26 protein-coding genes and 1 riboswitch are annotated in these 23,064 nt (G+C 63.8%); of the genes, 9 read left to right on the top strand and 17 right to left on the bottom strand.

Translation table 11 applies throughout. From position 1 onward, the window contains the following. Positions 1-30 precede the first annotated feature (30 nt). On the bottom strand, positions 31-294 hold the full coding sequence (locus GTW25_RS10295; RefSeq protein ID WP_252912003.1) for a hypothetical protein: 264 nt from the start codon (positions 292-294) through the stop codon (positions 31-33). A 245-nt stretch (positions 295-539) separates the two neighbouring features. Here GTW25_RS10295 and GTW25_RS10290 point away from each other — a divergent pair, with 245 nt between their 5' ends. Further along, a complete protein-coding gene (locus GTW25_RS10290) occupies positions 540-1,040 on the top strand; it encodes a hypothetical protein (RefSeq protein ID WP_252912002.1) in 501 nt (166 codons plus the stop codon). On the opposite strand, the gene GTW25_RS10285 is transcribed toward GTW25_RS10290, so the two are convergent. The 4 genes from GTW25_RS10285 to tesB form a co-directional block, all read right to left on the bottom strand. Continuing rightward, the gene (locus GTW25_RS10285; protein ID WP_252912001.1) at positions 1,018-1,932 is read right to left on the bottom strand and encodes a 5'-methylthioadenosine/S-adenosylhomocysteine nucleosidase; all 915 of its coding nucleotides are present in this window, start codon (positions 1,930-1,932) and stop codon (positions 1,018-1,020) included. The genes GTW25_RS10290 and GTW25_RS10285 overlap by 23 nt on opposite strands. Before the next feature lie 101 nt (positions 1,933-2,033). Then, positions 2,034-3,401: an ammonium transporter AmtB gene (gene amtB, locus GTW25_RS10280; protein ID WP_252912063.1), complete on the bottom strand. Its 1,368-nt coding sequence runs from the start codon at positions 3,399-3,401 to the stop codon at positions 2,034-2,036. Between the two features lie 33 nt (positions 3,402-3,434). Continuing rightward, on the bottom strand, positions 3,435-3,773 hold the full coding sequence (locus GTW25_RS10275) for a P-II family nitrogen regulator (RefSeq protein ID WP_252912000.1): 339 nt from the start codon (positions 3,771-3,773) through the stop codon (positions 3,435-3,437). A gap of 209 nt (positions 3,774-3,982) precedes the next feature. After that, positions 3,983-4,858 (bottom strand): acyl-CoA thioesterase II, encoded by an 876-nt coding sequence (tesB, locus tag GTW25_RS10270; protein ID WP_252911999.1) that lies wholly within the window; start codon positions 4,856-4,858, stop codon positions 3,983-3,985. Positions 4,859-4,950: 92 nt separating this feature from the next. Between tesB and GTW25_RS10265 the strand changes: the two genes are divergently transcribed. The 4 genes from GTW25_RS10265 to GTW25_RS10250 all read left to right on the top strand — a co-directional run bounded on the left by GTW25_RS10265 (position 4,951) and on the right by GTW25_RS10250 (position 8,420). Then, positions 4,951-6,198, top strand: coding sequence for a ubiquinone biosynthesis hydroxylase (locus GTW25_RS10265; RefSeq protein WP_252911998.1), 1,248 nt, complete (start codon positions 4,951-4,953; stop codon positions 6,196-6,198). A gap of 19 nt (positions 6,199-6,217) precedes the next feature. Then, positions 6,218-6,676 (top strand): YbaK/EbsC family protein, encoded by a 459-nt coding sequence (locus GTW25_RS10260; protein WP_252911997.1) that lies wholly within the window; start codon positions 6,218-6,220, stop codon positions 6,674-6,676. A gap of 62 nt (positions 6,677-6,738) precedes the next feature. Then, on the top strand, positions 6,739-7,176 hold the full coding sequence (locus GTW25_RS10255; RefSeq protein WP_252911996.1) for an OsmC family protein: 438 nt from the start codon (positions 6,739-6,741) through the stop codon (positions 7,174-7,176). 137 nt (positions 7,177-7,313) lie between these two features. After that, positions 7,314-8,420, top strand: a complete 1,107-nt coding sequence (locus GTW25_RS10250; RefSeq protein ID WP_252911995.1) for a Leu/Phe/Val dehydrogenase — start codon at positions 7,314-7,316, stop codon at positions 8,418-8,420. A gap of 63 nt (positions 8,421-8,483) precedes the next feature. On the opposite strand, the gene msrA is transcribed toward GTW25_RS10250, so the two are convergent. The 7 genes from msrA to sdhC form a co-directional block, all read right to left on the bottom strand. Then, entirely contained in the window at positions 8,484-9,083 is a 600-nt protein-coding gene (gene msrA / locus GTW25_RS10245) for a peptide-methionine (S)-S-oxide reductase MsrA (protein WP_252911994.1), read from the bottom strand. An 83-nt stretch (positions 9,084-9,166) separates the two neighbouring features. Further along, positions 9,167-10,210 (bottom strand): DUF2332 domain-containing protein, encoded by a 1,044-nt coding sequence (locus GTW25_RS10240; protein WP_252911993.1) that lies wholly within the window; start codon positions 10,208-10,210, stop codon positions 9,167-9,169. Between the two features lie 16 nt (positions 10,211-10,226). Next, positions 10,227-11,006, bottom strand: coding sequence for a succinate dehydrogenase iron-sulfur subunit (locus tag GTW25_RS10235; RefSeq protein WP_252911992.1), 780 nt, complete (start codon positions 11,004-11,006; stop codon positions 10,227-10,229). Between the two features lie 3 nt (positions 11,007-11,009). Then, the gene (locus GTW25_RS10230) at positions 11,010-11,348 is read right to left on the bottom strand and encodes a virulence factor (RefSeq protein ID WP_252911991.1); all 339 of its coding nucleotides are present in this window, start codon (positions 11,346-11,348) and stop codon (positions 11,010-11,012) included. 35 nt (positions 11,349-11,383) lie between these two features. Then, positions 11,384-13,231 carry a succinate dehydrogenase flavoprotein subunit gene (gene sdhA, locus GTW25_RS10225; RefSeq protein WP_252911990.1) on the bottom strand — a complete coding sequence of 616 codons (1,848 nt, stop codon included), beginning with the start codon at positions 13,229-13,231 and terminating at the stop codon, positions 11,384-11,386. Positions 13,232-13,234: 3 nt separating this feature from the next. Next, positions 13,235-13,618: a succinate dehydrogenase, hydrophobic membrane anchor protein gene (sdhD, locus tag GTW25_RS10220; RefSeq protein ID WP_252911989.1), complete on the bottom strand. Its 384-nt coding sequence runs from the start codon at positions 13,616-13,618 to the stop codon at positions 13,235-13,237. A gap of 3 nt (positions 13,619-13,621) precedes the next feature. Continuing rightward, a complete protein-coding gene (gene sdhC, locus GTW25_RS10215) occupies positions 13,622-14,032 on the bottom strand; it encodes a succinate dehydrogenase, cytochrome b556 subunit (protein WP_252911988.1) in 411 nt (136 codons plus the stop codon). 350 nt (positions 14,033-14,382) lie between these two features. On the opposite strand from sdhC, the gene GTW25_RS10210 reads away from it, so the two are divergent. The 3 genes from GTW25_RS10210 to GTW25_RS10200 all read left to right on the top strand — a co-directional run bounded on the left by GTW25_RS10210 (position 14,383) and on the right by GTW25_RS10200 (position 16,988). After that, positions 14,383-14,727 carry a hypothetical protein gene (locus tag GTW25_RS10210; protein WP_252911987.1) on the top strand — a complete coding sequence of 115 codons (345 nt, stop codon included), beginning with the start codon at positions 14,383-14,385 and terminating at the stop codon, positions 14,725-14,727. Positions 14,728-14,826: 99 nt separating this feature from the next. Continuing rightward, on the top strand, positions 14,827-16,170 hold the full coding sequence (locus GTW25_RS10205; protein WP_252911986.1) for a hypothetical protein: 1,344 nt from the start codon (positions 14,827-14,829) through the stop codon (positions 16,168-16,170). Beyond that, on the top strand, positions 16,167-16,988 hold the full coding sequence (locus tag GTW25_RS10200) for a COG3904 family protein (RefSeq protein WP_252911985.1): 822 nt from the start codon (positions 16,167-16,169) through the stop codon (positions 16,986-16,988). Before GTW25_RS10205 ends, GTW25_RS10200 begins: the two co-directional genes overlap by 4 nt. Here the strand turns inward: GTW25_RS10200 and GTW25_RS10195 are convergent. The 5 genes from GTW25_RS10195 to GTW25_RS10180 form a co-directional block, all read right to left on the bottom strand. Continuing rightward, positions 16,957-18,135 carry a GGDEF domain-containing protein gene (locus GTW25_RS10195; protein ID WP_252911984.1) on the bottom strand — a complete coding sequence of 393 codons (1,179 nt, stop codon included), beginning with the start codon at positions 18,133-18,135 and terminating at the stop codon, positions 16,957-16,959. The genes GTW25_RS10200 and GTW25_RS10195 overlap by 32 nt on opposite strands. 242 nt (positions 18,136-18,377) lie before the next feature. Next, positions 18,378-19,790: a 3-isopropylmalate dehydratase large subunit gene (leuC, locus tag GTW25_RS10190; protein WP_252911983.1), complete on the bottom strand. Its 1,413-nt coding sequence runs from the start codon at positions 19,788-19,790 to the stop codon at positions 18,378-18,380. A gap of 60 nt (positions 19,791-19,850) precedes the next feature. After that, the gene (locus GTW25_RS20485) at positions 19,851-19,973 is read right to left on the bottom strand and encodes a hypothetical protein (protein WP_290127961.1); all 123 of its coding nucleotides are present in this window, start codon (positions 19,971-19,973) and stop codon (positions 19,851-19,853) included. A 32-nt stretch (positions 19,974-20,005) separates the two neighbouring features. After that, positions 20,006-20,509, bottom strand: a complete 504-nt coding sequence (locus GTW25_RS10185; protein ID WP_252911982.1) for an MgtC/SapB family protein — start codon at positions 20,507-20,509, stop codon at positions 20,006-20,008. Between the two features lie 85 nt (positions 20,510-20,594). After that, the gene (locus GTW25_RS10180) at positions 20,595-21,785 is read right to left on the bottom strand and encodes a vWA domain-containing protein (RefSeq protein ID WP_252911981.1); all 1,191 of its coding nucleotides are present in this window, start codon (positions 21,783-21,785) and stop codon (positions 20,595-20,597) included. A 106-nt stretch (positions 21,786-21,891) separates the two neighbouring features. Next, a riboswitch (TPP riboswitch) is annotated at positions 21,892-21,996 on the top strand. Between the two features lie 39 nt (positions 21,997-22,035). On the opposite strand from GTW25_RS10180, the gene thiB reads away from it, so the two are divergent. Then, positions 22,036-23,037, top strand: coding sequence for a thiamine ABC transporter substrate binding subunit (gene thiB / locus GTW25_RS10175; protein WP_252911980.1), 1,002 nt, complete (start codon positions 22,036-22,038; stop codon positions 23,035-23,037). Positions 23,038-23,064 lie beyond the last annotated feature (27 nt).

The raw sequence follows: 23,064 nt of genomic DNA, 5'->3' as shown, positions 1-23,064 counted from the left end.
GCAAGTAAGTCGGTCACCCTTTGCAGAGCATCATTTTTTTCGGCGTGAGCGTTTCAGTCTAAAATACCAGCGTACCAGAAACCCCGTTGCAATGATCGCCTGGACCACATTGGCGAGCATCAGACCGATAGTGGTCGCAAACATGAAATCGCCCCAACCGACAAACGGGTCTGAACATCCGAACCCGCCAAAGCCGAACGCACCACAATAGGTTCGCGAGATATGCCCGGAGACCTGTAGCGCCACGAATAATGCAACCAGTATGGCAAGGCTTATCGTCGGAAAACGGGTCATCCAGCGTTTACAGTCCGCAATCGGCCAGGCTCTTTCCGGTGGCATCGACACTCAAATCGTAGAGGATCCCGTCATGAATGCCGGCGATCATCAGCCCGATCGTTCTCATCCCGCTCCCCTTTTTGCCGTGTCGAATGGGGATGCAGACTAACTTTCGACGCAGACCGTGCCTACCCGAATTCATACCGATGGCAATTGGGATGTCCTGACCCTATCGTGGCGCCACAAAGGCGAGCCGCGAAACGATGCTGACATCCATCCAGACCTGGGAACTCCTGAGCTACGTCGTCACGGTCATCGGCCTGCCGGTCGCCATTTTCATCTTCACGATGGAGCAGCGCAAGGAACGGCAGAACGAGGAAGCGGAAATCCAGCAGACTTTGGCCGACGGCTACACCGACTTTCTCAAGCTCGCCCTCGAACATCCCGATCTGAGGCTTCTGAGTTCCAGGCGCACGCCGGACCTTTCCCCCGAGCAGGCCGAGCGCGTGCGGGCGATCTATTCGGTGCTCGTCTCGTTCTTCGAGCGTACCTATGTGCTGACGTTCAGCGGACGCATGAATGCGCGCCAGCGCCGCTACTGGAAAAGCTGGGAAGATTTGATGCGCGAATGGTGCGGACGCGACGATTTCCGTGATCTCCTGCCCGATCTGCTGATCGGCGAGGACCCCGAATTCGCCGCCCATCTGACGCGCATCGCGGCAGATGGGCGGCAAGCGGATGCTATCGCGGCAGCGCGGCGATGAATGCCTGGACGACTGCGGCCGAATTGTCGGACGCGATCTGCATGAAGGTGCCCATCTCGTTCTCGCCTTCACCGCCACCGGCAAGGTCGGAAAGCGAGCGGAAGGCGATGAAGGGCACGTCGTTGGCATAGGCCACATGCGCGACCGCCGCGCTTTCCATGTCCAGCACCTTGGCGTCGAAGGTTTCGAACACATATTCGCGGAAATCGGCATTGTCGACGAAGGCCTGCCCCGACACGCCGTTGCCGCCGACGACGATCGACGGCGCCCGTGTCAGGCAGGTTTCGCCGGCGCAATCTTCCAGCGTCAACTCGGCGGCGACGGCGCGGGCAACGTCCAGCATCTCCCCGTCGACCGGAAACCAGAGCCGCTTTTCGATGCCGTCCGCACCGCGCGCAATGCCCACTTCGCGCGGGAAGATCATGCCGTAGCCCGGTACGTCGGTCTGCATGAAGGACGGGATGACGAAACCGTCTTCCGTCTCGCGGGCGAAGATCGCTTCCAGATATTGCGACCACTGTTCGGAGACGACGACATCGCCGATGGCAAGGTCGGGATCGACACCGCCGGCGATACCGGAAAACACGATGCGGTCGACGTTGAAGCGGTCGAGCGCGATCTGCGTTGTCATGGCTGCATTGACCATGGAGACACCTGACAGGAACAGGAGGATCGGCTTGCCCTCCATCGTGCCGGTCACGAACGTCGTGCCGCTGATGAGGTGGTCCTCGCGGCCCTCGATCATCTCCTGAAGCGCGATCCACTCCGGCTCGAATGCCGAAATCACGGCGATACGGGCGGCCTCGTCGACCGGCTGGGCCGTCTGCGCGAGAGCGGGCGAATGGGCTGCGAGCGCTGCGGCGAGCGTCAGGGCGGCGAGGGTCGGCTTCATGGAATACTCCTGCAGATGGGCGAAAGGAAAAAAGAGGCCCGGCAGAACCGGGCCTCAAGGTGCAGCGCCCGACTGCCGGGCACTGCGACGGGATGTGTATATCAGCGGATCGTGGCGCCCGGGAATTCCGGATATGCCTCGACGCCGACCTCGGCCTTGTCGAGGCCGAGATATTCCGCTTCCTCGGTCGGACGCAGGCCGAACACGGCCTTGGCGATCAGCCAGGTGACGGCGCTGGCGACGATCACGAACACGCCGACGACGAAGATCGCGACGAGCTGCGGCCACAAGGCAGCATCCGGGTTGGTGAACACCACGGCGAGCGTTCCCCAGATGCCCGCGAACAGGTGAACCGGGATCGCGCCCACGACGTCGTCGATCTTGAACTTGTCGAGGAGCGGCACCGAGAACACGACGATGACGCCGCCGACGGCACCGATCAGCGAAGCTGTGCCGAGGCCCGGCGTCAGCGGCTCGGCCGTGACGGAAACGAGACCGGCCAGCGCGCCGTTGATGACGAAGGTGAGGTCGACCTTCTTGTAGAGCACCTGTGCGAGGATCGCCGCTGCAAGTGCGCCGCCGATGGCGCCGGCATTCGTGTTCGCCATCACGCGGCCGACATCGGCGATATCGGCAACGGTTCCGATCGCAAGCTGCGAGGCGCCGTTGAAGCCGTACCAGCCCATCCACAGGATGAACATGCCCAGCACCTCGAGCGGCATGTTGGAGCCCGGCAGCACGTTGACCGTGCCGTCGGCATTGTACTTGCCCTTGCGCGCGCCGAGGATGAGAGCGCCGGTGAGCGCGGCCCAGCCGCCGACCGAGTGAACGACCGTCGAGCCCGCGAAGTCGAGGAAGCCCATCTGGTCGAGGAAACCGCCACCCCATTTCCAGGAAGCCTGGATCGGGTAGATCAGCGCGGTCAGGACGAACACGAACAGCAGGAAGGGCCAAAGCTTGATGCGCTCCGCGACCGTGCCCGAGACGATCGAGGCGGCGGTGGCGCAGAACATGATCTGGAAGAAGAAGTCGGACGAGACGGTCGCATAGGTCAGGTCGACAGCGTCGGGGCCGACCGCGACGGGTTCGAGAACGGCGATGCCGATCGCGCCCAGGACGCCGTCGATCATCCAGCCGTCACCCGGATACATGATCTGGTAGCCGATGATGTAATAGGCGAAGCACGCCACCGAATACATAGTGATGTTCTTCAGGAGTTGCATCGACACGTTCTTGGTGCGCACGAAGCCGGCTTCGAGCATCGCGAAGCCCGCCGCCATCCAGAACACGAGGATGCCGCCGATCAGCATGATCAGCGAATTGAGGATGAACTGCGTGTGCTGGCTGGCTTCGCCGGCGACGGCTTCAGTGGCACCTTCGGCGGCTTCCTGCGCGCCGGCCGGCAGCGCGGCGAACGCGGTCAGCGCCAGCGCCCCCAGCGCCGGGCGGACGAATGCGGAAAAATTCATGGTCTTCATTTCCTGTCTCCTGAGAAGGGCGGCCTAGAGCGCGTCCGTGTCGGTTTCGCCGGTGCGGATGCGCAGTGCCTGATCGATGCCGTAGACGAAGATCTTTCCGTCGCCGATCTGGCCGGTCTTGGCAGCCGATGCGATCGCTTCGACCGCCTTGTCGACGAGCTCCGCACCGACCGCGATCTCGACCTTGATCTTCGGCAGGAAGGACACGGCGTATTCGGCGCCGCGATAGATTTCGGTATGCCCCTTCTGGCGTCCGTAGCCCTTCACCTCGGTGACGGTCAGTCCCTGGATGCCGACGGCGGTGAGCGCTTCGCGCACCTCGTCCAGCTTGAACGGCTTGATGATAGCCATCACGATTTTCATAGGTTTTCGCCCTTTCCCCTGCGCGGAATCCCGCTGCTGCGTGACAACCGCCGCGGCCGTTGCTCGCAGGCGATCGTCTGGGGTGAATCAAGTGGCGTGCCAGTTCGCGTTCAGGCAGCAAACGCGGCATAAAAAAGGCAATGGCGGTCAAGAGTTCGACCGTCATTGCCTAAATGTTTTGCTCTATTTTCCAAGCGAACAGTAATTGCCTATTTTTTGGGCTTCGACTTCAAGCGGATCAGACCTTCCTGAGCGACCGATGCGATCAACTGGCCATCACGGCCGTAAAGAAATCCGCGCGACAATCCGCGTGCGCCGATCGAATTGGGACTGTCCATCGTGTATAGAAGCCAGTCATCGAGCTTATGGGGTCTGTGGAACCACATCGCGTGGTCCAGGCTCGCCATCTGGATTTCCGGGTCAAACCCGTTGCGGCCATGCGCGAAGGTCGCCGTGTCGAGCAGCGTCATGTCCGACAGATAGGCGAGGATCGCCGCTTGTAGCGGGCGCTCGTCCGGCACCTCGCCGGTCGTGCGCACCCACACATGCTGCTGCGGCGCGAGCTTCTTGCGGGTCGTGTAATGCTCAAGCATCACCGGCTTGATTTCCAGCGGCCGCTCGCGCGCCCAGAACTTGCGGATCGCTTCGGGCACGTTGTCGCCCATCATCTCCAGAAGCTCGGTCTGCGACTTCAGCGTCTCCGGCTTCGGCACTTCGAGCGTATTGTCGATCTGGTGCTCGAGCCCCGCTTCCTCGACCTGAAACGACGCCTCCAGCGAGAAGATCGCATGGCCATGCTGGATCGCAACCACGCGCCGCGTGGTGAACGAGCCGCCGTCGCGGATGCGGTCGACCTCGTAGATGATCGGCACGGACGGATCGCCCGGCCGCATGAAATAGCAATGCAGTGAATGCACGAAGCGGTCGGCGACGACCGTGCGCTGCGCGGCGACCAGCGCCTGCCCGATCACCTGCCCGCCGAAAACGCGCTGCCAGCCAGCCTGCGGGCTGCGACCTCGATAAAGGTTGTGTTCGAGCTGTTCGAGGTCGAGTATGGACAAAAGCTCGTGCATTGCCGTCGTCATGTTGAAATCCCCCGGCAAATGCCGACATTCGATCAAGGTCCGGGTTCATCAGGAACGGGCCGCCAAGTCAAGAATGCGTGAAAGGCCGCCAGATGGCACAAACCACGAATGACGCCTTCGATATCGTGATCGCCGGCGCAGGCTATGTCGGGCTCGCCACCGCCGTTTCGATCAAGGCGGCGCGGACGAACCTGTCGGTGCTCGTCGTCGATGCCGCGCCCGAGGGCATCTGGCAGCGCGACACGCGCGCATCGGCCATCGCGGCGGCGGCAACGCGCATGCTCGACCAGCTCGGCTGCTGGGCCGAGATTGCGCCCGGCGCACAGGCGATGACGGAGATGGTCGTAACGGATTCGCGCACCTCCGATCCGGTGCGACCCGTCTTTCTGACCTTCGATGGCGAAGTCGGTCCCGGCGAAGCCTTCGCCCACATGGTCGCGAACAAGGATCTGAACGGCGCGCTGCGCCGCAAGGCGGATGAACTCGGCGTCGAAATCCGCGAAGGGCTGGGCGTCACCGGCTTCGAGCAATTGTCGGCCGCAACGCGCGTCACCTTCGCCGATGGCTCATCCGTCGAAGCGAAGCTTCTGGTCGCCGCCGACGGCGTTAAATCGCGCCTGCGCGACATGGCCGGCATCAAGACGGTTCACTGGGATTACGGCCAGTCCGGCATCGTCTGCACGGTCCATCACGAACGCCCGCATAATGGCCGCGCCGAGGAGCATTTCCTGCCCGCCGGCCCCTTCGCCACACTGCCGCTCGCACCCGACGCCGACGGCAACAACCGCTCCTCGATCGTCTGGACGGAGCGCACGCGCGACGCCGACCGCCTCGTCGCCTCCGACATCATCGTCTTCGAGCACGAGCTGGAGCAGCGTTTCGGACTCCAGCTCGGCGAAATCCGCGTCGAGGGCAAACCCCGCGCATGGCCGCTCGGCCTGACGCTGGCGCGCGATTTCGTCAAGCCACGCTTCGCCCTCGTCGGCGATGCGGCCCACGGCATCCATCCGATCGCCGGCCAGGGCCTCAATCTCGGCTTCAAGGACGCCGCCGCGCTGGCCGAGACCATCGTCGATGCCGACCGCCTCGGCCAGGACATCGGCACGCTCGACATCCTCGAGCGCTACGAGCGCTGGCGCCGTTTCGACACGGTGCAGATGGGCGTGACGACCGATGTGCTCAACCGGCTCTTTTCCAACGACGTGGCCCCGGTCCGTGCGGTCCGCGACATCGGCCTCGGCCTCGTCGAGCGCATGCCGCGCCTGAAGGAGTTCTTCATCCGTCAGGCATCCGGCCTTTCCCCGACTTCGCCCCGCCTTTTGCGCGGCGAAGCCATCTGATCCTCATCTCGGATGTCCCATGAGCCTTGAATCCGTGCGCGCGTTCCTTGCCGAGAACGCACCTGACATTTCCATCATCGAAACCGAACAAAGCTCCGCCACCGTCGCGCTGGCGGCCGAGGCGCATGGCGTGGAACCCGACCAGATCGCAAAGACGATCTGCCTGCGCGTCGGCGACGAGACGATGTTGATCGTGGCGTCCGGCCTCGCCCGTCTCGACAACCGCAAGTTCAAGGATCGCTTCGGCGGCAAGGCGCGCATGCTGCCGGCCGAGGACGTGGTCGAAGTCACCTCGCATCCGGTCGGCGGCGTCTGCCCGTTCGGCCTGCCGGCCTCCCTGCCGATCTATTGCGACGTATCGCTGAAGAAATTCGATGAAGTCGTTCCGGCGGCGGGCGCGACCAATGCCGCCGTGCGCCTTCCCACCGCAAGGCTCGTCGCGCTGACCGACGCCGAATGGATCGACGTTTGCCAATAGGGGTGGAAGGTCGGCCACCGCACACTACCTTCATGCTCGGACTTCAACCCAAGGAGAACGACATGAACAGACATGCAACGGCGATCTGGCAGGGCGCGCTCAAGGACGGCAACGGAACGCTGGACACGCAAAGCGGCGCTTTTGCCAAGCAGCCCTATTCCTTCAAGGGGCGTTTTGAGGATGAAAGCGGCAAGTCCGGCACCAATCCGGAAGAATTGATCGCCGCCGCGCATGCCGGCTGCTTCGCCATGCAGCTTTCGCATTTCCTTGCCGAGAACGGCACCCCGGCCGAAAAGCTGGAAGCAAAGGCGTTCGTCACCTACGGTCCGGCGGCCGGCGGCGGCTTCGAGATCACCGAGAGCGCCCTTCAATTGACCGGCAACGTGCCCGGAATCGATGAGGCGAAATTCAAGGAACTGGCCACCAAGGCGAAGGAAGGCTGTCCGGTCTCCAAGGCGCTCGGAGCGATCAAGGTCTCGCTCGACGCCAAACTGGCCTGATCCGTCCGCCGGGAAATTTCCTGACGCCGACGTGAATTTTGACGCAAGGGAATGACCCGTTTCCTTGCGTCTTCGCAACCAAAGATCGGCCCGACCATCCTATATTGTTGCAAACGCAACGGACGGGAGGAAACGCCATGTTGCACGCATTGAAGCCTGCCGCGCAGGCTCTACGCACCACGCTTGAAATCACCGACATCACCGAGGACGCCAGCCATCTTGCCGGCTTCGAAGGCCATGAGCGGGTCGTGCTCGGCCGCGACGAGACCCGTGGTCTGATCGCGATCGTCGCCATCCACGACACCCGCCTCGGCCCCGCGCTCGGCGGCACGCGCGTGTGGAAGCACGAAAGCCTCGAAGCCGCGATCACCGACGCCCTTCGCCTGTCTCGCGGCATGACCTACAAATCCGCCATCGCAGGCATGCCCTTCGGCGGCGGCAAGGCCGTCATCATGGCCAACGCGAAGACGGAGAAGACGCCGGAACTGCTCGAAGCCTATGCCGAGATGCTGAGCGTCCTCGACGGTGACTATTACACCGGCGAGGATGTGGGCCTGACGCTCGCCGATGCCGACTTCCTGCGTGCCCGCACGCCGAACGTCACCGGCACGACGCTGGGCGGCAGCGAGAACCCCTCGCCCGTCACCGCCCATGGCGTGTTCCTCGGCTTGAAGGCGTCCGTCGCCCACCGCTTCGGCCGCGCCGACCTTGCCGGCCTGCGCGTCGCCGTCCAGGGCCTCGGGTCGGTCGGCCGCCGCTTGTGCGAGGAACTGCACGAGGCCGGCGCGAAACTCGTCGTCGCCGACATCGATGCCGCGCGCGTCGAAACAGCACGCGCGGATTTCAGTGCCGAAATGATGGGCTCCGACGCCATCGCGCTGGCCGATGCCGACGTGTTCGCACCGTGCGCGCTCGGCGGCATCATCCATCAAGGCATGATCGGCACGATCAAGGCCAAAGTGATCGCGGGCGCGGCCAACAACCAGCTCGCCGAGGAAGCCGACGCCGAACGCCTGCGCGAACGCGGCATCCTTTACGCGCCGGACTACGTCATCAACTCCGGCGGCCTGATCAACGTTGCTAGCGAACTTCTACCCGGCGGCTACGACCACGCGCGGGCGATGCGGCTGGTCGAAACGATCCCCGCCACGCTCGCGGACATCTTCGCGCGCGCCGAAGCAGCAGGCTTGCCGACCGACACGGTCGCGCAGGCGCTCGCCGAAGAACGCCTCTCCGCCGCCTGACGATCGTTCCGAGGGGAGCCGGCCGGGAGATCGCAAAAACGCGGCGCCGGCCGGACTTGCCCGTCAACTGTCGTGGTCGATGCCGTAATGGGCGGCAGCGCCCCAGACCTGTAACACCCTGTCGTCACGCCCACACGCGTAACGATAGTAGCGGTAGCGCAGCGGGTTCTTCTTGTAGAAATCCTGATGATACTCCTCGGCCGGCCAGAAGCGCGGCGCGGCGACGATTTCGGTCGCCAGTCGCGCGCCGCCGAGCGTCTTCGAAGCATCCGCCTTCGCCGCCTCGGCGGCCGCCAGTTGCGCATCGTCGAGCGCATAGACGGCGGTCGTATAGGCATGGCCCCGGTCGCAGAACTGGCCCTCGCCGTCGGTCGGATCGACCGACCGGAAGAAGATCGCCAGCAACTGCTCATACGAAACCCGCGCCGGATCGAATGCGATCTCGACCGCCTCGCGATGGCCCGGATGGTTTTCGTAGGTGGGATTTTCATTCTGCCCGCCAATATAGCCGGAAATGGTCGATATCACGCCGCCGACCTTGTCGAAATCCGATTCCACGCACCAGAAGCACCCGCCGGCGAAGATCGCCGTCTGGGTCTGCTGCGCCGACGCCGGAAGGGCGGCGAAAGCGAGAAAGAGGGTCACAAGCAGCGCGCGGATCATCGATCGACCTCCGGGAAGACATGGCAGCAACGTAGCGCCGGCAGCGGGAGTTTCAAATCAAGGCTTCGGGATGACGCCGCGAGCTACGCGAGCCAATCGATCCAACGGCCATGATAATCGCAATGGGCAAGATGCCTGGTCTCACCGCCGGGCCACAGCGTGAGAGACAGCGTCGCGAAGGGATCGGCCATGTCGCGCGGTTCCATGCGCAGCCACGCCAGCGGCGCGCCCTTGTGCGTCCGTGCTCCTGCTTCAGCCAACGCGGCGACGATCGCGTCCCGCGTTCCCTGCGGCATATATTGCCACATGATCGAATGAAACAGCACCAGACAGGCACCGTGCGACCGCGCGTCGAGTTTCCGGCCGACGAACGCGGCGGCATCCGCGCGCACCAGCGAGAAATGCGTTTCGGCAGCGAGCGCGAGCGCACCGTCGAGGCGTTCCAGTCGCGCCGGCTGATCGGGCCAGACATAGGAGCGCAACACTTGACGGTCGTCAGGCGAGGCGACATCGATCGGTGCGATATCGCACCCCTCGCGGCCCGTCACCGCAAGTTCGCCGGCAAGCGGCGGCCGGTTTCCGCGAACCTCCGGTACAAGTCGCACCGGCGCGTTCGGTTCGCCCCATGCCGCATCGCCGTAACGATAGGAAAAACGGTCGAGCAGAAGGTTCAGGCCGGCGCTGGAGCCGATCTCGGCAAGCTGAAGCGCAAGTCCCGTCTCGCGCGCGACGGCAAGAAAGCCCGGCAGGAGCATCGCGGAACGCGCGATCTCGTTGGTTTGCGGCGGACGATCGAGCGCCGCACGAAGAACGCCATCATGCCGAAGGAGCGCAGCACGCAGCGCGCGCTCCAGATCGTCGTCACCGGCTGGTTCAGGCGGATAGACTGCCGCAAGCGGTTCAGCCCCCGACAAGGCGAGCCGGTGCAGCCCGCCGCACAGGCGCAGCGCGAGTGCATCGCCGCGCGGATCGTCCGGCCAGCCGATAATCCGGCGGCCGGTTTCGCTCGTGTCGTCGAGGATTGCCGCGAGCAGCCGGCAAAGGCGGGCGGTGAAGGGCGAACCGAGCCGGTCGCAGGCGTCGGCCTGCCGTTCGAAATGTTCGGCTGCCGCGCCCGTCAACGCCATGGCGATTCCGGCAGGATCAGACCCGCCGCTCCACCATCATCTTCTTGATCTCGGCGATCGCCTTGGCCGGGTTCAGGCCCTTCGGACACGCCTGCGTGCAGTTCATGATCGTATGGCAGCGATAGAGCCGGAACGGGTCTTCCAGATTGTCGAGCCGCTCGCCCGTCGCCTCGTCACGGCTGTCGATCAGCCAGCGATAAGCCTGCAAGAGAACGGCCGGGCCGAGATAGCGCTCGCCGTTCCACCAGTAGCTCGGGCACGAGGTCTGGCAGCAAAAGCACAGGATGCACTCGTAAAGCCCGTCGAGCTTGGCCCGGTCCTCGTGGCTCTGCGTCCACTCCTTCGCCGGTTCCGGCGACACGGTCTGCAGCCAGGGCTGGATCGACGACAATTGCGCATAGGGCACGGTCAAATCGGGCACGAGGTCCTTCACCACCGGCATATGCGGCAGCGGATAGACCTTCACGGCTCCCGAAATCTCGTCCGCGCCCTTGGTGCAGGCGAGCGTATTGGTGCCGTCGATGTTCATGGCGCACGAGCCGCAGATGCCCTCGCGGCAGGAGCGGCGCAGCGTCAGCGTCGGATCGACATTGTCCTTGATCCACAACAGGCCGTCGAGGATCATCGGCCCGCAATCGTCCATGTCGACATAATAGGTGTCGGTGCGTGGGTTCTCGTCGTCGTCCGGCGACCAGCGATAGATCTTGTATTCGCGCAGATTGGTCGCGCCTTCCGGCTTCGGCCAGGTCTTGCCCTCATTGATCCGCGAATTCTTGGGAAGCGTGATTTCGACCATGTCTTATCCGTTTACTGCCTGTTCGATCGCAGGACCGAGATCGTTGTTTTCCTCGATCCGCAGCATGCGCATGTCGCGCACCGAAGGTCGGAACCAGCCGAAGCGACGCGTCAAATCCTGAACAGCGAGAACGCAACTCACGGCGTTGACAGCGTCATTGCCGAAATAGACGCTTCCCTGCTGCCAATCGAATCCGTGCCCCCGCAACGCATTGCGAATGTCGGCGTACGCATTGCGCCAAGATGCGTTGCCATAGCTCTGTTCCAGTATTTGCGTGTCGAGATCAAACGTGATCGCGTACATGGATCCCCTTGAACGTCTGTTGTGCCCAATCATGTTCATGGCGATATCCTTTCGCCCCGGACATTATCATATACTCAGTAAACGCGCTTCTTCGGCGCGATCTTGGCCGGGTCGATGCCGCCCTGATCGAGCGGCAGCATCGTCTCGGTGTGAACGCCGCGATAGTCGAGCCGAACCTTGCCCGCCTCGTCCACCCACGACAGCGTGTGCTTGCGCCAGTTGGCGTCATCGCGATCGGCGAAATCCTCGCGGGCGTGCGCGCCGCGGCTTTCCTTGCGCGCCTCGGCCGAATACACCGTGGTGATGGCGTTCGCCATCAGGTTCTCCAGTTCCAGCGTCTCGACCAGATCGGAGTTCCAGATCATCGAGCGGTCGTGGACCTTGAGATCGGCCATCTCGTCCCAGATTTTCGAAATGCGCCGGCAGCCCTGTTCGAGCGATTCCTGCGTGCGGAAGACGGCGGCGTCTTCCTGCATGGCCCGCTGCATGCGGCCGCGGATCTTCGCGGTCGGCGTCGAACCGTCGGCATGACGGATACGGTCAAAGCGCTCCATGATCTTGTCGCAGGCTTCGACATTGATTGCCGGAACCTTGGAATCCCTGTCGATCACCTGACCGGCGCGGATGGCGGCCGCGCGGCCGAACACAACGAGATCGATCAGCGAGTTGGAGCCGAGACGGTTCGCCCCGTGGACCGAGGCGCAACCGGCCTCGCCGACAGCCATCAGGCCCGGCGCGACGGCGTCCGGCTTTTCGGCGGTCGGGTTCAGCACTTCGCCCCAGTAATTCGTCGGGATGCCGCCCATATTGTAGTGAACGGTCGGCAGGACCGGGATCGGCTCGCGCGTCACGTCGACGCCGGCGAAGATCTTGGCGCTTTCGGAAATCCCCGGAAGGCGCTCGTGCAGCACGGCCGGATCGAGATGGTCGAGGTGAAGGAAGATATGGTCCTTCTCCTTGCCGACGCCGCGCCCCTCGCGGATTTCCATGGTCATGCAGCGCGAGACGACGTCGCGCGAGGCCAGATCCTTCGCCGAAGGCGCATAGCGCTCCATGAAGCGCTCGCCCTCGGAATTGACCAGATACCCGCCCTCGCCGCGCGCGCCCTCGGTGATGAGGCAGCCCGCGCCATAAATGCCGGTCGGGTGGAACTGGACGAACTCCATGTCCTGCAAGGGCAGGCCGGCGCGGGCGACCATGCCGCCGCCGTCGCCGGTGCAGGTGTGGGCCGAAGTGGCCGATTGGTAGGCGCGGCCATAGCCGCCCGTCGCCAGCACCACCATCTTGGCGGCGAAGCGATGGATCGTGCCGTCGTCGAGGTTCCAGGCGACGACGCCGGTACACACACCGTCCGTCATGATCAGGTCGAGCGCGAAATATTCGATGAAGAACTGCGCGTTGTTGCGAACCGACTGGCCGTAGAGCGTGTGCAGGATCGCGTGGCCGGTGCGGTCGGCGGCCGCGCAGGTGCGCTGCACGGGCGGGCCGTCGCCGAAATTCTGCATGTGACCGCCGAAGGGACGCTGGTAGATCTTGCCCTCTTCGGTACGCGAGAACGGCACGCCGTAATGCTCGAGTTCGTAGACGGCGGCAGGTGCCTCACGCGCCAGATACTCCATCGCGTCGACGTCGCCGAGCCAGTCGGAGCCCTTGACGGTGTCGTAAAGGTGCCACTGCCACGAATCCGGACCCATGTTCTTCAGCGAGGCGGCGATGCCGCCCTGCGCCGCGACCGTGTGCGAGCGCGTCGGGAAGACCTTGGTGATGCAGGCCGTCTTCAGCCCCTGTTCGGCCATGCCGAGCGTTGCGCGAAGGCCCGCGCCGCCGGCCCCCACGACGACGACGTCATAGGAGTGATCGACATAGGTGTAGCCGTCGCGCGCGGGTCGCGAAGCATTGTTTCTGGTTTCGCTCTCAGCCACGCCTCAGCCCCCGAATGCGATTTTCAACAGCGCGAACACCGATGCGGCGCCCACGGCGAAGGTGAAGAAGATGTTGAGCGCGATGAGCAGAATTTTCGCGCCCTCGCCATGCACGTAATCCTCGATGACGACCTGCATGCCGAGCTTCATATGGGTCAGGACCGACACGAGGAAGAGGATCAGCACCAGCGCCACGAAGGGATTGGCCAGCGTCGAGCGGACGACCTCATGGGGCTGTCCGGCGAGCGAAACGATCAGGCCGAGCGCGAACAGCACCAGCGGCACATTGGCGAGCGCCGTCAGGCGCTGCTTCCAGAAATGGTCCGTGCCTTCCTTGGCCGAACCGAGGCCGCGAACGCGGCGAAGAGGTGTACGCATGCTCGCCATCGCTCAGGCTCCCCGCGAAAGAAGGGCGACGATCCAGATCAGGATCGTGATGCCGGCCGAAATGAACGGCATGGCGATTGCGGCCTTCGTTGATTGCTCTTTGCCGAGCGCGAGGTCGCTACCGGAATCCATGACGAAATGGCGCACGCCGCCGATGAGATGATGGATCAGCACCCAAGTATAGCCGAAGAGCACGAACAGCCCGAACCACGACCCGTAGATGGCCTGAACGCGCGCGAAGCTTTCCGGCGAACCGGAAGCCGCCAGAAGCCAGATCGCGACGAGGACCGTACCGAAATAGAGCCCGACGCCGGTGATGCGATGGATGATCGACATCATCATGGTCGGGATAAACGTGTAGACTTGAAGATGCGGAGACAGAGGTCTCGCACGGGTGGCTGTGGTCTTGCTCATGGCTCCCCCGTTCGACGGCGGCACTCGACTGGATGCGTCATGCCGTCGCCGGACTGCGACGTGAAGTGTTGGCGCTTTCTAATGCGGTTTTTGCATTGCGTCAAAGCCGGAAAGCGCTGATTTGGCCTGCTTTTCGCCCCTTATTTCGATCCGTCGCGCTTCAATCGATTAAGCGTTCAGGCGATTTCCAGCGTCTGGCATGACAGTGTCCGGCTGCTGCGCGTTAACCATGTTTGTTAAAACCTCGGCCGCCAAACACGGCGTTTCGGGTGACAAGCGTTAAGAAAGCGTTAACTTGCCTTAACACTACCCGGCGATCCGCGCCGGTCTTGATTCTGGGAGCCCGCGTGATGAAGCCAGCCGCCATTGCCCTATCGCTCGCCCTCGCCGCTTCGGCCATTCCATCCGCTTTCGCCGGCGGCCTCCACCGGGACCGCGTCCATGCCGACAGTTTCGGCAATCTCGTGATCTATTCGCCCGCCGGCTACAAGCGCATCGTCGTCGGCGCGGGCGAGGCGGCGTCGGGATATTATGAGAAGGACGCGCCGCGCGTCGCGTATCATGGCGGGCAGCGCCTGCACCTTACCCGCGGCCGCGACTGCGAATTCGGCGCGGTTCTGGTCCATGGGCGCAGCTACATGTACGGACTGCCGGAAGGCGTCGTCCCCACCCCGGCCGATGTGCTTTGCAGGTAAAGGCCACACATATTCGTGACCGCGCGAACGCGTGCTTCAAGAGAGCGCGTCCACTTTTCGACACCTTTGTTTTGCCTTTGCGAAGCAAGAGGTTAAGAAATGGCTAACCACACCACTGCCCGCAACATCCGCAATCACGTCGCGTCCTTGCAGACGATGACGCGTTTCGTCCTCGCCACGCTGGCGCTGGCAAGCGGCGTCTATACCTATCTCGGCGTGCGCAACCTGCTCGACGGAGACGCGACGCTCGTCTTCTTCGCAGCCATCATCTATTCGGTCGCCGTCTCGGTCGGCATCTACGGGTTCTGGACCTATCTCGCCCGTATCCTGCCGGAGATGCGCGATGCCGGCTCGCGCCTCGCATTGTTCGGCGTCATGGCCGCTGGCTCACTGATGATCATCGCCATGTCGTCCTGGCTGAACGCGGCGGCGCTCGCCGGTTCTGCGGCCGTCGAGCAGCATCTGGCGGTCACCCAGGAAGGCTACACGGCCGATCTCGATCAGGCGAATTCCAACGCCATCGCGGCACTGTCGCTCCTGCCGGACATCCAGCGCGCGGGTGAACGCTTTGCCCGCCTTGCCGATGACGAGCGCCAGTCCGGCGCGCTCACCGGCACCTCCGGCTCGGGCACCGTCGTCCAGCTTCTGACCCAGATGTCGGCGCAGATGCGCGAGCTGGAAGCCACCATCACCGCTTCGCGCGGCACGGTGCAGCAGCTTTTCGAGGAAGGCCAGCAGCATCTGGCGACTATGCGCGGCCTCGTCTCGGGCGCCGGTCCCATCCAGCCACGCTCCGATTCCTTCGCCGAAGAAAGCGTGGCGCTCGCCGGCGTGATCGCGGCTCTGCAGCAAACCTCGATCGCCCCCTCCGTCGCCCGCGCCGCGCAGGATTTGTCGGCCGGCTTCATCGCGCCGGTCGCGGCCGGCGGCACCGCCGATCTCGCCGGCCGCCAGAATGAGGTGATGGGCACCATCCGCGCATCCGTCGATGCGCAGTCGCAGGCACTGTCGAACGCCGCCGCCGAGATCATGGCGCAGCCCCGCGTCGAAGAGCGGCGCTTCGTCCCGCTCTCATCGGCCGAGGCGGTCATTCTCTATGCGTCGAGCTTCCTGCCGAGCTGGGCCGGCGCGATCTCGATCGATCTGCTTCCAGGCGTGCTCGTCGCCATGCTGGCCGTGGCCCACGCCGCCGTGCGCCGCGACGAGGAAAACATCGGCGATGCCGACCGCGTCACGGCCGCCGACATGATGCGCGCGATCGAGCTGCAGGACGCACTCGTCAAAGCCCGCGCCCAGCGTCTGCGCGAAGCCGAACCTGCCGCGCCCGAAGAGCCGGCCCCGGCGCAGGACGCACCCGAAACGTCCCCGCCGCCCGCTCACCAGCCGGCCGCCGAAAACGTCACGCCCCTGTCCGTCAACGAACGCAAGCGGTTCGAGCCATGACCACAAACGCCAGCATCCCCGAGAAGAAGTCCGGCTTCGCCGCGTTCGTCGATCGTGTCGACGACGGCAACATCATGCGCTTCGCCTTCGGCGCGATGCTGGCCGGCACCGTCTGCGTTCTGGCGCTCGACCTCAACAACCTGCGCAACGAGACGGGTGGACTGTGGCCTTCCAGCGACCCGGCGGTTCAAATCTCGCAGCCGATCCTGCCGCCGGCGGTGGAGACGGACGGCTCGGCCTCCGGCTCTCAGGACCCGCGCGAAAACGTCGAGACCAACGAAGCGGCGCTGAAGGATGCGATCCGCTTCGAATTGCGTCCCGGCGGTGTCCTCGCCGCCACCGGGTCCATCGATGTCGGTTCGTCCACACGCCTTGCGGCCGAACTCGATGCGCGCGGCGAATACGTGCGCACGGTAGCGCTCGATTCGCCCGGCGGCTCGCTGGAAGATGCTATGGCGATGGCGCGCATGATCCGTGAGCGCGATCTGGGCACGCTGGTCCCGGACGGCGCGCTGTGCGCCTCGTCCTGCCCGCTCGTGCTGGCAGGCGGCACGACACGCACGGTAGGTGAGAAGGCAGCCGTCGGGCTTCACCAGTTCTATTCGGGAACCGCGAATCTTCCCGCGCCCGAACAGGCGATGTCGGATGCGCAAGTCACGGCGGCGCGGATTTCGCGCTATCTGGCCGAGATGGGCGTCGAGCCGGCCATGTGGCTGCACGCGCTCGATACGCCGCCGCGCGCGCTCTACTATCTATCGCCGCAGGAGATGGCCGAATACAAGCTCGTTACGACGACCGGCCCGCTCGCGATGCGCTGACGGGCGTCGCACCGCCGGCCACCGTCAGCGGAAGCGCGGCGCGCACGCAGTCGCGGCCCGCATTCTTGGCCGCATAAAGCGCTGCATCCGCCCGCTTGTGGAGGCTGATCGCCGGCTCCGCATGCGCCCTTTCGGCAACGCCGAAGCTCGCCGTCACGCGCGCGCCGTCCTCCAGCCCCTCGATCTGCAGCTTTTGCATGCGCAGCCGCACATCCTCGGCAAAGATGCGCGCGGCAGAAACCGTATAGCCGGGCAAGAGCACGGCAAATTCCTCGCCGCCGATCCGCCCGACGAAATGGGCGTCCTTCGTGGCGTCTCGCAGCGTTCTCGCGAAGGCCGTGATCACCACGTCCCCAACGGCGTGGCCATAAGTGTCGTTGACGGATTTGAAATGATCGAGATCGGCAAGCACGAGCGAGAGCGGCTGGCCCTTGCCCTTGCCGGCAAGATCGAGTTGCCGTTCGAAACCGCGACGGTTGAGCGCGGCGGAAAGCATGTCGGTTTCCGATTTCTCGGTCAGTTCGGATAAAAGGTTGCGCACCAGAATGACCAGCAGGATGAGCGCGACCGCAACGGCAAGGATCGCGGCCGCCGTCTGGCCGATCACGGCATAAAGGGTCGAGGTGTAGTCGGCTGGCGTCGCGCCGGGGCCGCCCGTCGCAAGCGCAATGAAGGGCTTTGCCAGATAATGCAACGCCGTGAGGCCGAGAAGACCGGCCAGCACCGTATCGAGACGGTGCCGATAGGCCGAGCGCAGGATCAGCATCATGCCCATCGCCTGCAAGACGAAATAGGGTGCCTGATAGATCATCATGCGCAGGAAGGATTCGCGTGGCATCGTATCGCTCATGAGCTTGGCGACGATCCCGGCGACGAGCACGATAGCTATGAACCTGACGGGCTGGCGCACGTCGTAGAACCGAGAAACGCCCGTATTGAACGCTACGAGCGCTGCCAGGAACGCCACATAGCCCAGACTTTCGGACATCAGGCCGCCATGTGCCAGCGGCGTGAACAGCTCAATGCCGAAAAAGATCGCGCCGAGACAATAACCAAGCGCGAACCAGCGCGCGGACAGGCGCTGGTCATCATATAGGGCGATGGTCAGGAATGCCGCCGCCAGCAGCGAAGCAATGGCAAAGTTCACGCCAAGCAGAAATTCCGCACCCAAACTTCACCTCGCACGACTGGAGCCCGTTCGCCAGGAAGCCCCAAGGACACATTGGCGAAATCGCCACCTGATTCCAAATGGATTATTGGGACGGAAATCCATCGGCACCATTAAACGGACCGATGTCTGCCGCGCAAATACCGGGCGTTCGGATTTCATGGTTAGCGAAAAGTAAATGTGAGCCGCGATAACGGATGATCGCGGCTCGCATCACACAGTCAGTTCCAGTCGCGAATATCGACGAAATGCCCGGCGATCGCCGCCGCCGCCGCCATTGCGGGCGACACGAGATGCGTGCGGCCCTTGAAGCCCTGCCGGCCCTCGAAATTGCGGTTCGAGGTCGACGCGCAACGCTCCTGCGGCTTCAGTCGGTCGTCGTTCATGGCAAGGCACATCGAGCAGCCCGGTTCGCGCCAGTCGAAGCCGGCCGCCTTGAAGATGGCGTCGAGACCTTCTTCCTCGGCCTGCTGCTTGACGAGGCCCGACCCCGGCACAACCATCGCATCGACGCGCGGGTCGACCGTCTTGCCCTCGATCACTTTGGCGGCGGCGCGAAGGTCCTCGATGCGGCCATTGGTGCACGATCCGATGAAGACGCGGTCGATGGCGATGTCGGTGATCTTCGTTCCCGGCGTCAGGCCCATATAGTCGAGGGCGCGCTGCTTGGAGACGCGCTTGGTCTCTTCCTTGATCTCGGCCGGATCGGGCACCACGCCGCCCACCGAAATAACGTCTTCGGGCGACGATCCCCACGAGACGATCGGTGGCAGATTGGCCGCGTCGAGCACCACCACCTTGTCGTAATGCGCGCCCTCGTCGGAATTGAGCGTCTTCCAGTAGTCGAGCGCCATGTCCCACGCCTTGCCCTTGGGCGCGCGCGGCTTGTCCTTCACATAGGCGAAGGTCGTCTCGTCCGGCGCGATCAGGCCGGCGCGCGCGCCACCTTCGATCGACATGTTGCAGATCGTCATGCGCCCTTCCATCGACAGCGCGCGGATCGCCTCGCCGGCATACTCGATGACGTAGCCGGTGCCGCCCGCCGTGCCTATCTCGCCGATGATGGCAAGGATGATGTCCTTGGCGGTGACGCCCTCGGGCAATTGCCCGTCGACGCGCACCAGCATGTTCTTCGCCTTGGACTGGATCAGCGTCTGCGTCGCCAGAACATGCTCGACCTCCGACGTGCCGATGCCGTGCGCCAGCGCACCGAACGCACCATGCGTCGAGGTGTGGCTGTCGCCGCACACGATCGTCATGCCCGGCAGCGTGAAGCCCTGCTCCGGCCCGATGATGTGGACGATGCCCTGCCGAATGTCGGCAGCGTCGTAATATTCGACGCCGAAATCCGCCGCGTTCTTTGCCAACGCCTCGATCTGGATGCGGCTTTCCTCGTTCCGGTTGATGCCGAGCTTGCGGTCGGGCGAGGTCGGCACGTTGTGATCGACGACGGCGAGCGTGCGCTCGGGGTGGCGCACCGTGCGTCCGGCCATCCGCAGCCCCTCGAAGGCCTGCGGGCTGGTCACTTCGTGAACGAGATGGCGGTCGATATAGAGAAGGCAGGTACCGTCGTCCTGCCGGTCGACCACATGGTCGTCGAAAATCTTGTCGTAGAGGGTGCGCGGTGCGCTCATGGCTGAAGTCCGTCGATTGGAAAATGGAGAACAGGCCGCTATCGGCCGTCGATACAAGGATCAGGCGGCAGCCGCGCGCGTCGAGATCGCGCCGGAGACGCGGGCATAGAACCGCGCCGGCAGGCGCTTCCTGTCCTGCAGCGTGAACCGCCTGTAGCCGGGTTTTCCGAAAAGCTTTTCCATCGCCGCTTCATTACCAGCCTTTTGGAGCCGCTTCAATCGTCGGGCGGGCCGTCCTGACCGTCGATCCGGCCGAGCTTCTTTTCCAGAACGTGCATCAGGCCGAGGATCACGATCGCCAGCAGCGTCGCGAACGCGCCCACCTGCCAGAAGCCGAGCCCGGAAGCGAGCCCGATCGCGCCGGCCAGCCACAGCCCCGCCCCGGTGGTCAGTCCCTTGACCGTCCCTTGCGCGAAGATGATGGAGCCGGCGGCGAGGAAGGCAACGCCCGCCGTTACGGCTTCGATGAGGCGAAGGGGATCGAGCCGCGATGCGTCACCGTCGAACTGGCTGGAATGGACGATCTCGATGCCGAGGATCGCAAAGGCGGCGGCTGCGAGCGAAACCAGCATATGCGTTCGAAGACCCGCCGGATGCGAGCGCCATTCGCGCTCGAAGCCGATCGCGGCGCCGAAGAGCGCGGCCGCCAAAAGTCTTGAGACGATGACGCCGAAAGGCAGGTGCGTCGGATGGCCGAAGTCGAGAAGGATATCTTCCATGAATGGGAAACCGGCGGAACGTTGCGTGTTTGCAGCAACGCCGAACCTCACGACTTGTTCACCACCTGCTAAAACTTTTGCCGGATCAACGTCCGCGCGACAGTTCTTTTGTCGCCCGTTCAAGCCCGTTCAGCGTCAGCGGATACATGCGTTCGCCGACGATCTCGCGGATCATCCGGATCGAATGCGTATAGCCCCAGTGTTTTTCGCGCACCGGATTGAGCCACACCGCCTTCGGCCAGTGCGCGAGCACCCGTTGCAGCCACACGATGCCGGCCTCCGCGTTCCAGTGCTCCACCGCACCGCCCGGATGCGCGATCTCGTAGGGGCTCATCGAGGCATCGCCGACGAAGATCGCCTTGTAGTCCGCCCCGTATTTATGCAGCACGTCATAGGTCGGGATCACCTCCGAATGCCGGCGTTTATTGTCCTTCCACACGCCCTCATAGATGCAATTGTGGAAATAGAAATATTCGAGCTGCCGGAACTCGGCCCGCGCGGCGGAAAACAGCTCCTCGACGATGCGGATGTGGTCGTCCATCGAGCCGCCGACGTCGAAGAACATCAACAGCTTCACCGCATTGCGCCGCTCCGGCCGCGTCTGCACGTCGAGATAGCCGTGCTCGGCGGTCGAGCGGATCGTGCCGGGCAGGTCGAATTCCTCGTCCGCGCCCTCGCGCACCCAGCGCCGCAGCCGCTTCAGCGCCACCTTGATGTTGCGGGTGCCGAGTTCGACCGAATCGTCGAAATTCCTGAACTCGCGCTTGTCCCAGACCTTGACCGCGCGCCGGTGCCGGCTTTCGTTCTGGCCGATCCGCACACCTTCGGGATTGTAGCCATAAGCGCCGAAGGGCGACGTGCCGCCCGTGCCGATCCATTTCGACCCGCCCTGATGACGCCCCTTCTGCTCTTCGAGACGCTTTTTCAGCGTCTCCATCAGCTTGTCGAACCCGCCAAGCGCTTCGACCAGCTTTTTCTCCTCGTCGCTCAGGTGCTTTTCGGCGAGCCGGCGCAGCCACTCATCGGGCAGGTTGCGCGCGTCGATAGCCCCTTGGCCCGACACCGCCTCGACTCCCTTGAAGACGTGGCCGAAGACCTGATCGAAGCGGTCGATATGCCGCTCGTCCTTCACCAGCGCCGTGCGGGAAAGATAGTAGAACCCCTCGACGTCGTAATTGACGAGATGGGCGTCCATGCCTTCGAGCAGCGTCAGATATTCCCGAAGCGAAACGGGAACGCGCGCGGCTTTCAGTTCGAGGAAGAATGGAATGAACATGATGTGAAGCTAGAGCATCGGACCGAAAAGTGGAAACCGGTTTTCGGACAAATCCGATGCTCCATCAAGGAGCGCTTGCGCCCGCCTGCAACGCATTCTATGTCTTTGCCATCTAACGGGGTGCCGCGTTCGTCGCGGCTGAGAGGCGTCGTGCCAACCCGCAGAACCTGATCCGGCTCATACCGGCGGAGGGATTAGACGCAAACATCCGGCGCCTGTCCTTCAACACGAAAACGAAGGAGGCAACAAGATGATCTCTGGCCGCATTCTTGCTACCGCGCTCCTGGTCTCGGCAACGGCTCTGCCCGCCGCCGCGCAGGAAACGCTGACCGTCTACACCTATGACAGCTTCACCGCCGAATGGGGCCCCGGCCCGCTCGTGAAGGAAGCCTTCGAGGCCGACTGCGGCTGCACGCTGAACTTCGTCGCCGCCGCAGACGGCGTCGCGCTTTTGAACCGCCTGAAGCTCGAAGGCGAGAACACCGACGCCGACATCGTGCTCGGTCTCGATACGAACCTGACTTTCGAGGCGCGGGAAAGCGGGCTTTTCGCTCCGCACGGCATTTCTCTGGACAACATCACGGTGCCCAATGGCTGGGACGACGACATGTTCGTCCCCTTCGACTACGGCTATTTCGCCTTCGTTTATGACACCGAGGCAATCGAAACCCCGCCCGCAAGCTTCGCCGAGCTTCTGGACGGCGACCCTGAAATCAAGATCGTCATTCAGGACCCGCGCACCTCGACGCCGGGCCTCGGCCTTCTCCTTTGGGTCAAGGCCATCTATGGCGACGGGGCGAGCGAAGCGTGGGAAAAACTGTCGCAGCGCGTCCTCACCGTCACGCCCGGCTGGAGCGAGGCTTACGGTCTGTTCACCTCCGGCGAGGCGCCGATGGTGCTGTCCTACACGACCTCGCCCGCCTATCATCAGATCGCGGAGCGCACGAACCGCTATCAGGCGGCGATCTTCGAGGAAGGCCACTATCTTCAGGTCGAGGTCGCGGCGGCGACGCTCGGTGGCGCGGAAAATCCGCTCACCGCGCAGTTCCTCGAATTCATGACGGGCTCCGGCTTTCAGGACGCGATCCCCGAGCACAACTGGATGTTCCCGGCAGGCCCCACATCCGAACCGCTCAACCCAGTCTTCGAAGATGCCGTAGCGCCGGAAGACGCGCTGCAACTGCCGCCCGAGGAAATCGCCGAAAACCGCAGCGCCTGGATCGACGAATGGCTCGCGATCATGAGCCGGTGAGCGGAAACCTCTCCCTCTTGTCGGCTT

The organism is Aliihoeflea aestuarii, assembly GCF_024105665.1.
Classification (GTDB): domain Bacteria; phylum Pseudomonadota; class Alphaproteobacteria; order Rhizobiales; family Rhizobiaceae; genus Aliihoeflea; species Aliihoeflea aestuarii.
Note: the sequence above shows the minus strand (reverse complement) of the source record. Positions and strands in the feature narration are given on the sequence as shown.

Coding starts and splice junctions, on each gene's coding strand:
- GTW25_RS10295 (WP_252912003.1), bottom strand. CDS start 294: ATGACCCGTTTTCCGACGATAAGCCTTGCCATACTGGTTGCATTATTC.
- GTW25_RS10290 (WP_252912002.1), top strand. CDS start 540: ATGCTGACATCCATCCAGACCTGGGAACTCCTGAGCTACGTCGTCACG.
- GTW25_RS10285 (WP_252912001.1), bottom strand. CDS start 1,932: ATGAAGCCGACCCTCGCCGCCCTGACGCTCGCCGCAGCGCTCGCAGCC.
- amtB (WP_252912063.1), bottom strand. CDS start 3,401: ATGAATTTTTCCGCATTCGTCCGCCCGGCGCTGGGGGCGCTGGCGCTG.
- GTW25_RS10275 (WP_252912000.1), bottom strand. CDS start 3,773: ATGAAAATCGTGATGGCTATCATCAAGCCGTTCAAGCTGGACGAGGTG.
- tesB (WP_252911999.1), bottom strand. CDS start 4,858: ATGACGACGGCAATGCACGAGCTTTTGTCCATACTCGACCTCGAACAG.
- GTW25_RS10265 (WP_252911998.1), top strand. CDS start 4,951: ATGGCACAAACCACGAATGACGCCTTCGATATCGTGATCGCCGGCGCA.
- GTW25_RS10260 (WP_252911997.1), top strand. CDS start 6,218: ATGAGCCTTGAATCCGTGCGCGCGTTCCTTGCCGAGAACGCACCTGAC.
- GTW25_RS10255 (WP_252911996.1), top strand. CDS start 6,739: ATGAACAGACATGCAACGGCGATCTGGCAGGGCGCGCTCAAGGACGGC.
- GTW25_RS10250 (WP_252911995.1), top strand. CDS start 7,314: ATGTTGCACGCATTGAAGCCTGCCGCGCAGGCTCTACGCACCACGCTT.
- msrA (WP_252911994.1), bottom strand. CDS start 9,083: ATGATCCGCGCGCTGCTTGTGACCCTCTTTCTCGCTTTCGCCGCCCTT.
- GTW25_RS10240 (WP_252911993.1), bottom strand. CDS start 10,210: ATGGCGTTGACGGGCGCGGCAGCCGAACATTTCGAACGGCAGGCCGAC.
- GTW25_RS10235 (WP_252911992.1), bottom strand. CDS start 11,006: ATGGTCGAAATCACGCTTCCCAAGAATTCGCGGATCAATGAGGGCAAG.
- GTW25_RS10230 (WP_252911991.1), bottom strand. CDS start 11,348: ATGAACATGATTGGGCACAACAGACGTTCAAGGGGATCCATGTACGCG.
- sdhD (WP_252911989.1), bottom strand. CDS start 13,618: ATGGCGAGCATGCGTACACCTCTTCGCCGCGTTCGCGGCCTCGGTTCG.
- sdhC (WP_252911988.1), bottom strand. CDS start 14,032: ATGAGCAAGACCACAGCCACCCGTGCGAGACCTCTGTCTCCGCATCTT.
- GTW25_RS10210 (WP_252911987.1), top strand. CDS start 14,383: ATGAAGCCAGCCGCCATTGCCCTATCGCTCGCCCTCGCCGCTTCGGCC.
- GTW25_RS10205 (WP_252911986.1), top strand. CDS start 14,827: ATGGCTAACCACACCACTGCCCGCAACATCCGCAATCACGTCGCGTCC.
- GTW25_RS10200 (WP_252911985.1), top strand. CDS start 16,167: ATGACCACAAACGCCAGCATCCCCGAGAAGAAGTCCGGCTTCGCCGCG.
- leuC (WP_252911983.1), bottom strand. CDS start 19,790: ATGAGCGCACCGCGCACCCTCTACGACAAGATTTTCGACGACCATGTG.
- GTW25_RS20485 (WP_290127961.1), bottom strand. CDS start 19,973: ATGGAAAAGCTTTTCGGAAAACCCGGCTACAGGCGGTTCACGCTGCAG.
- GTW25_RS10185 (WP_252911982.1), bottom strand. CDS start 20,509: ATGGAAGATATCCTTCTCGACTTCGGCCATCCGACGCACCTGCCTTTC.
- GTW25_RS10180 (WP_252911981.1), bottom strand. CDS start 21,785: ATGTTCATTCCATTCTTCCTCGAACTGAAAGCCGCGCGCGTTCCCGTT.
- thiB (WP_252911980.1), top strand. CDS start 22,036: ATGATCTCTGGCCGCATTCTTGCTACCGCGCTCCTGGTCTCGGCAACG.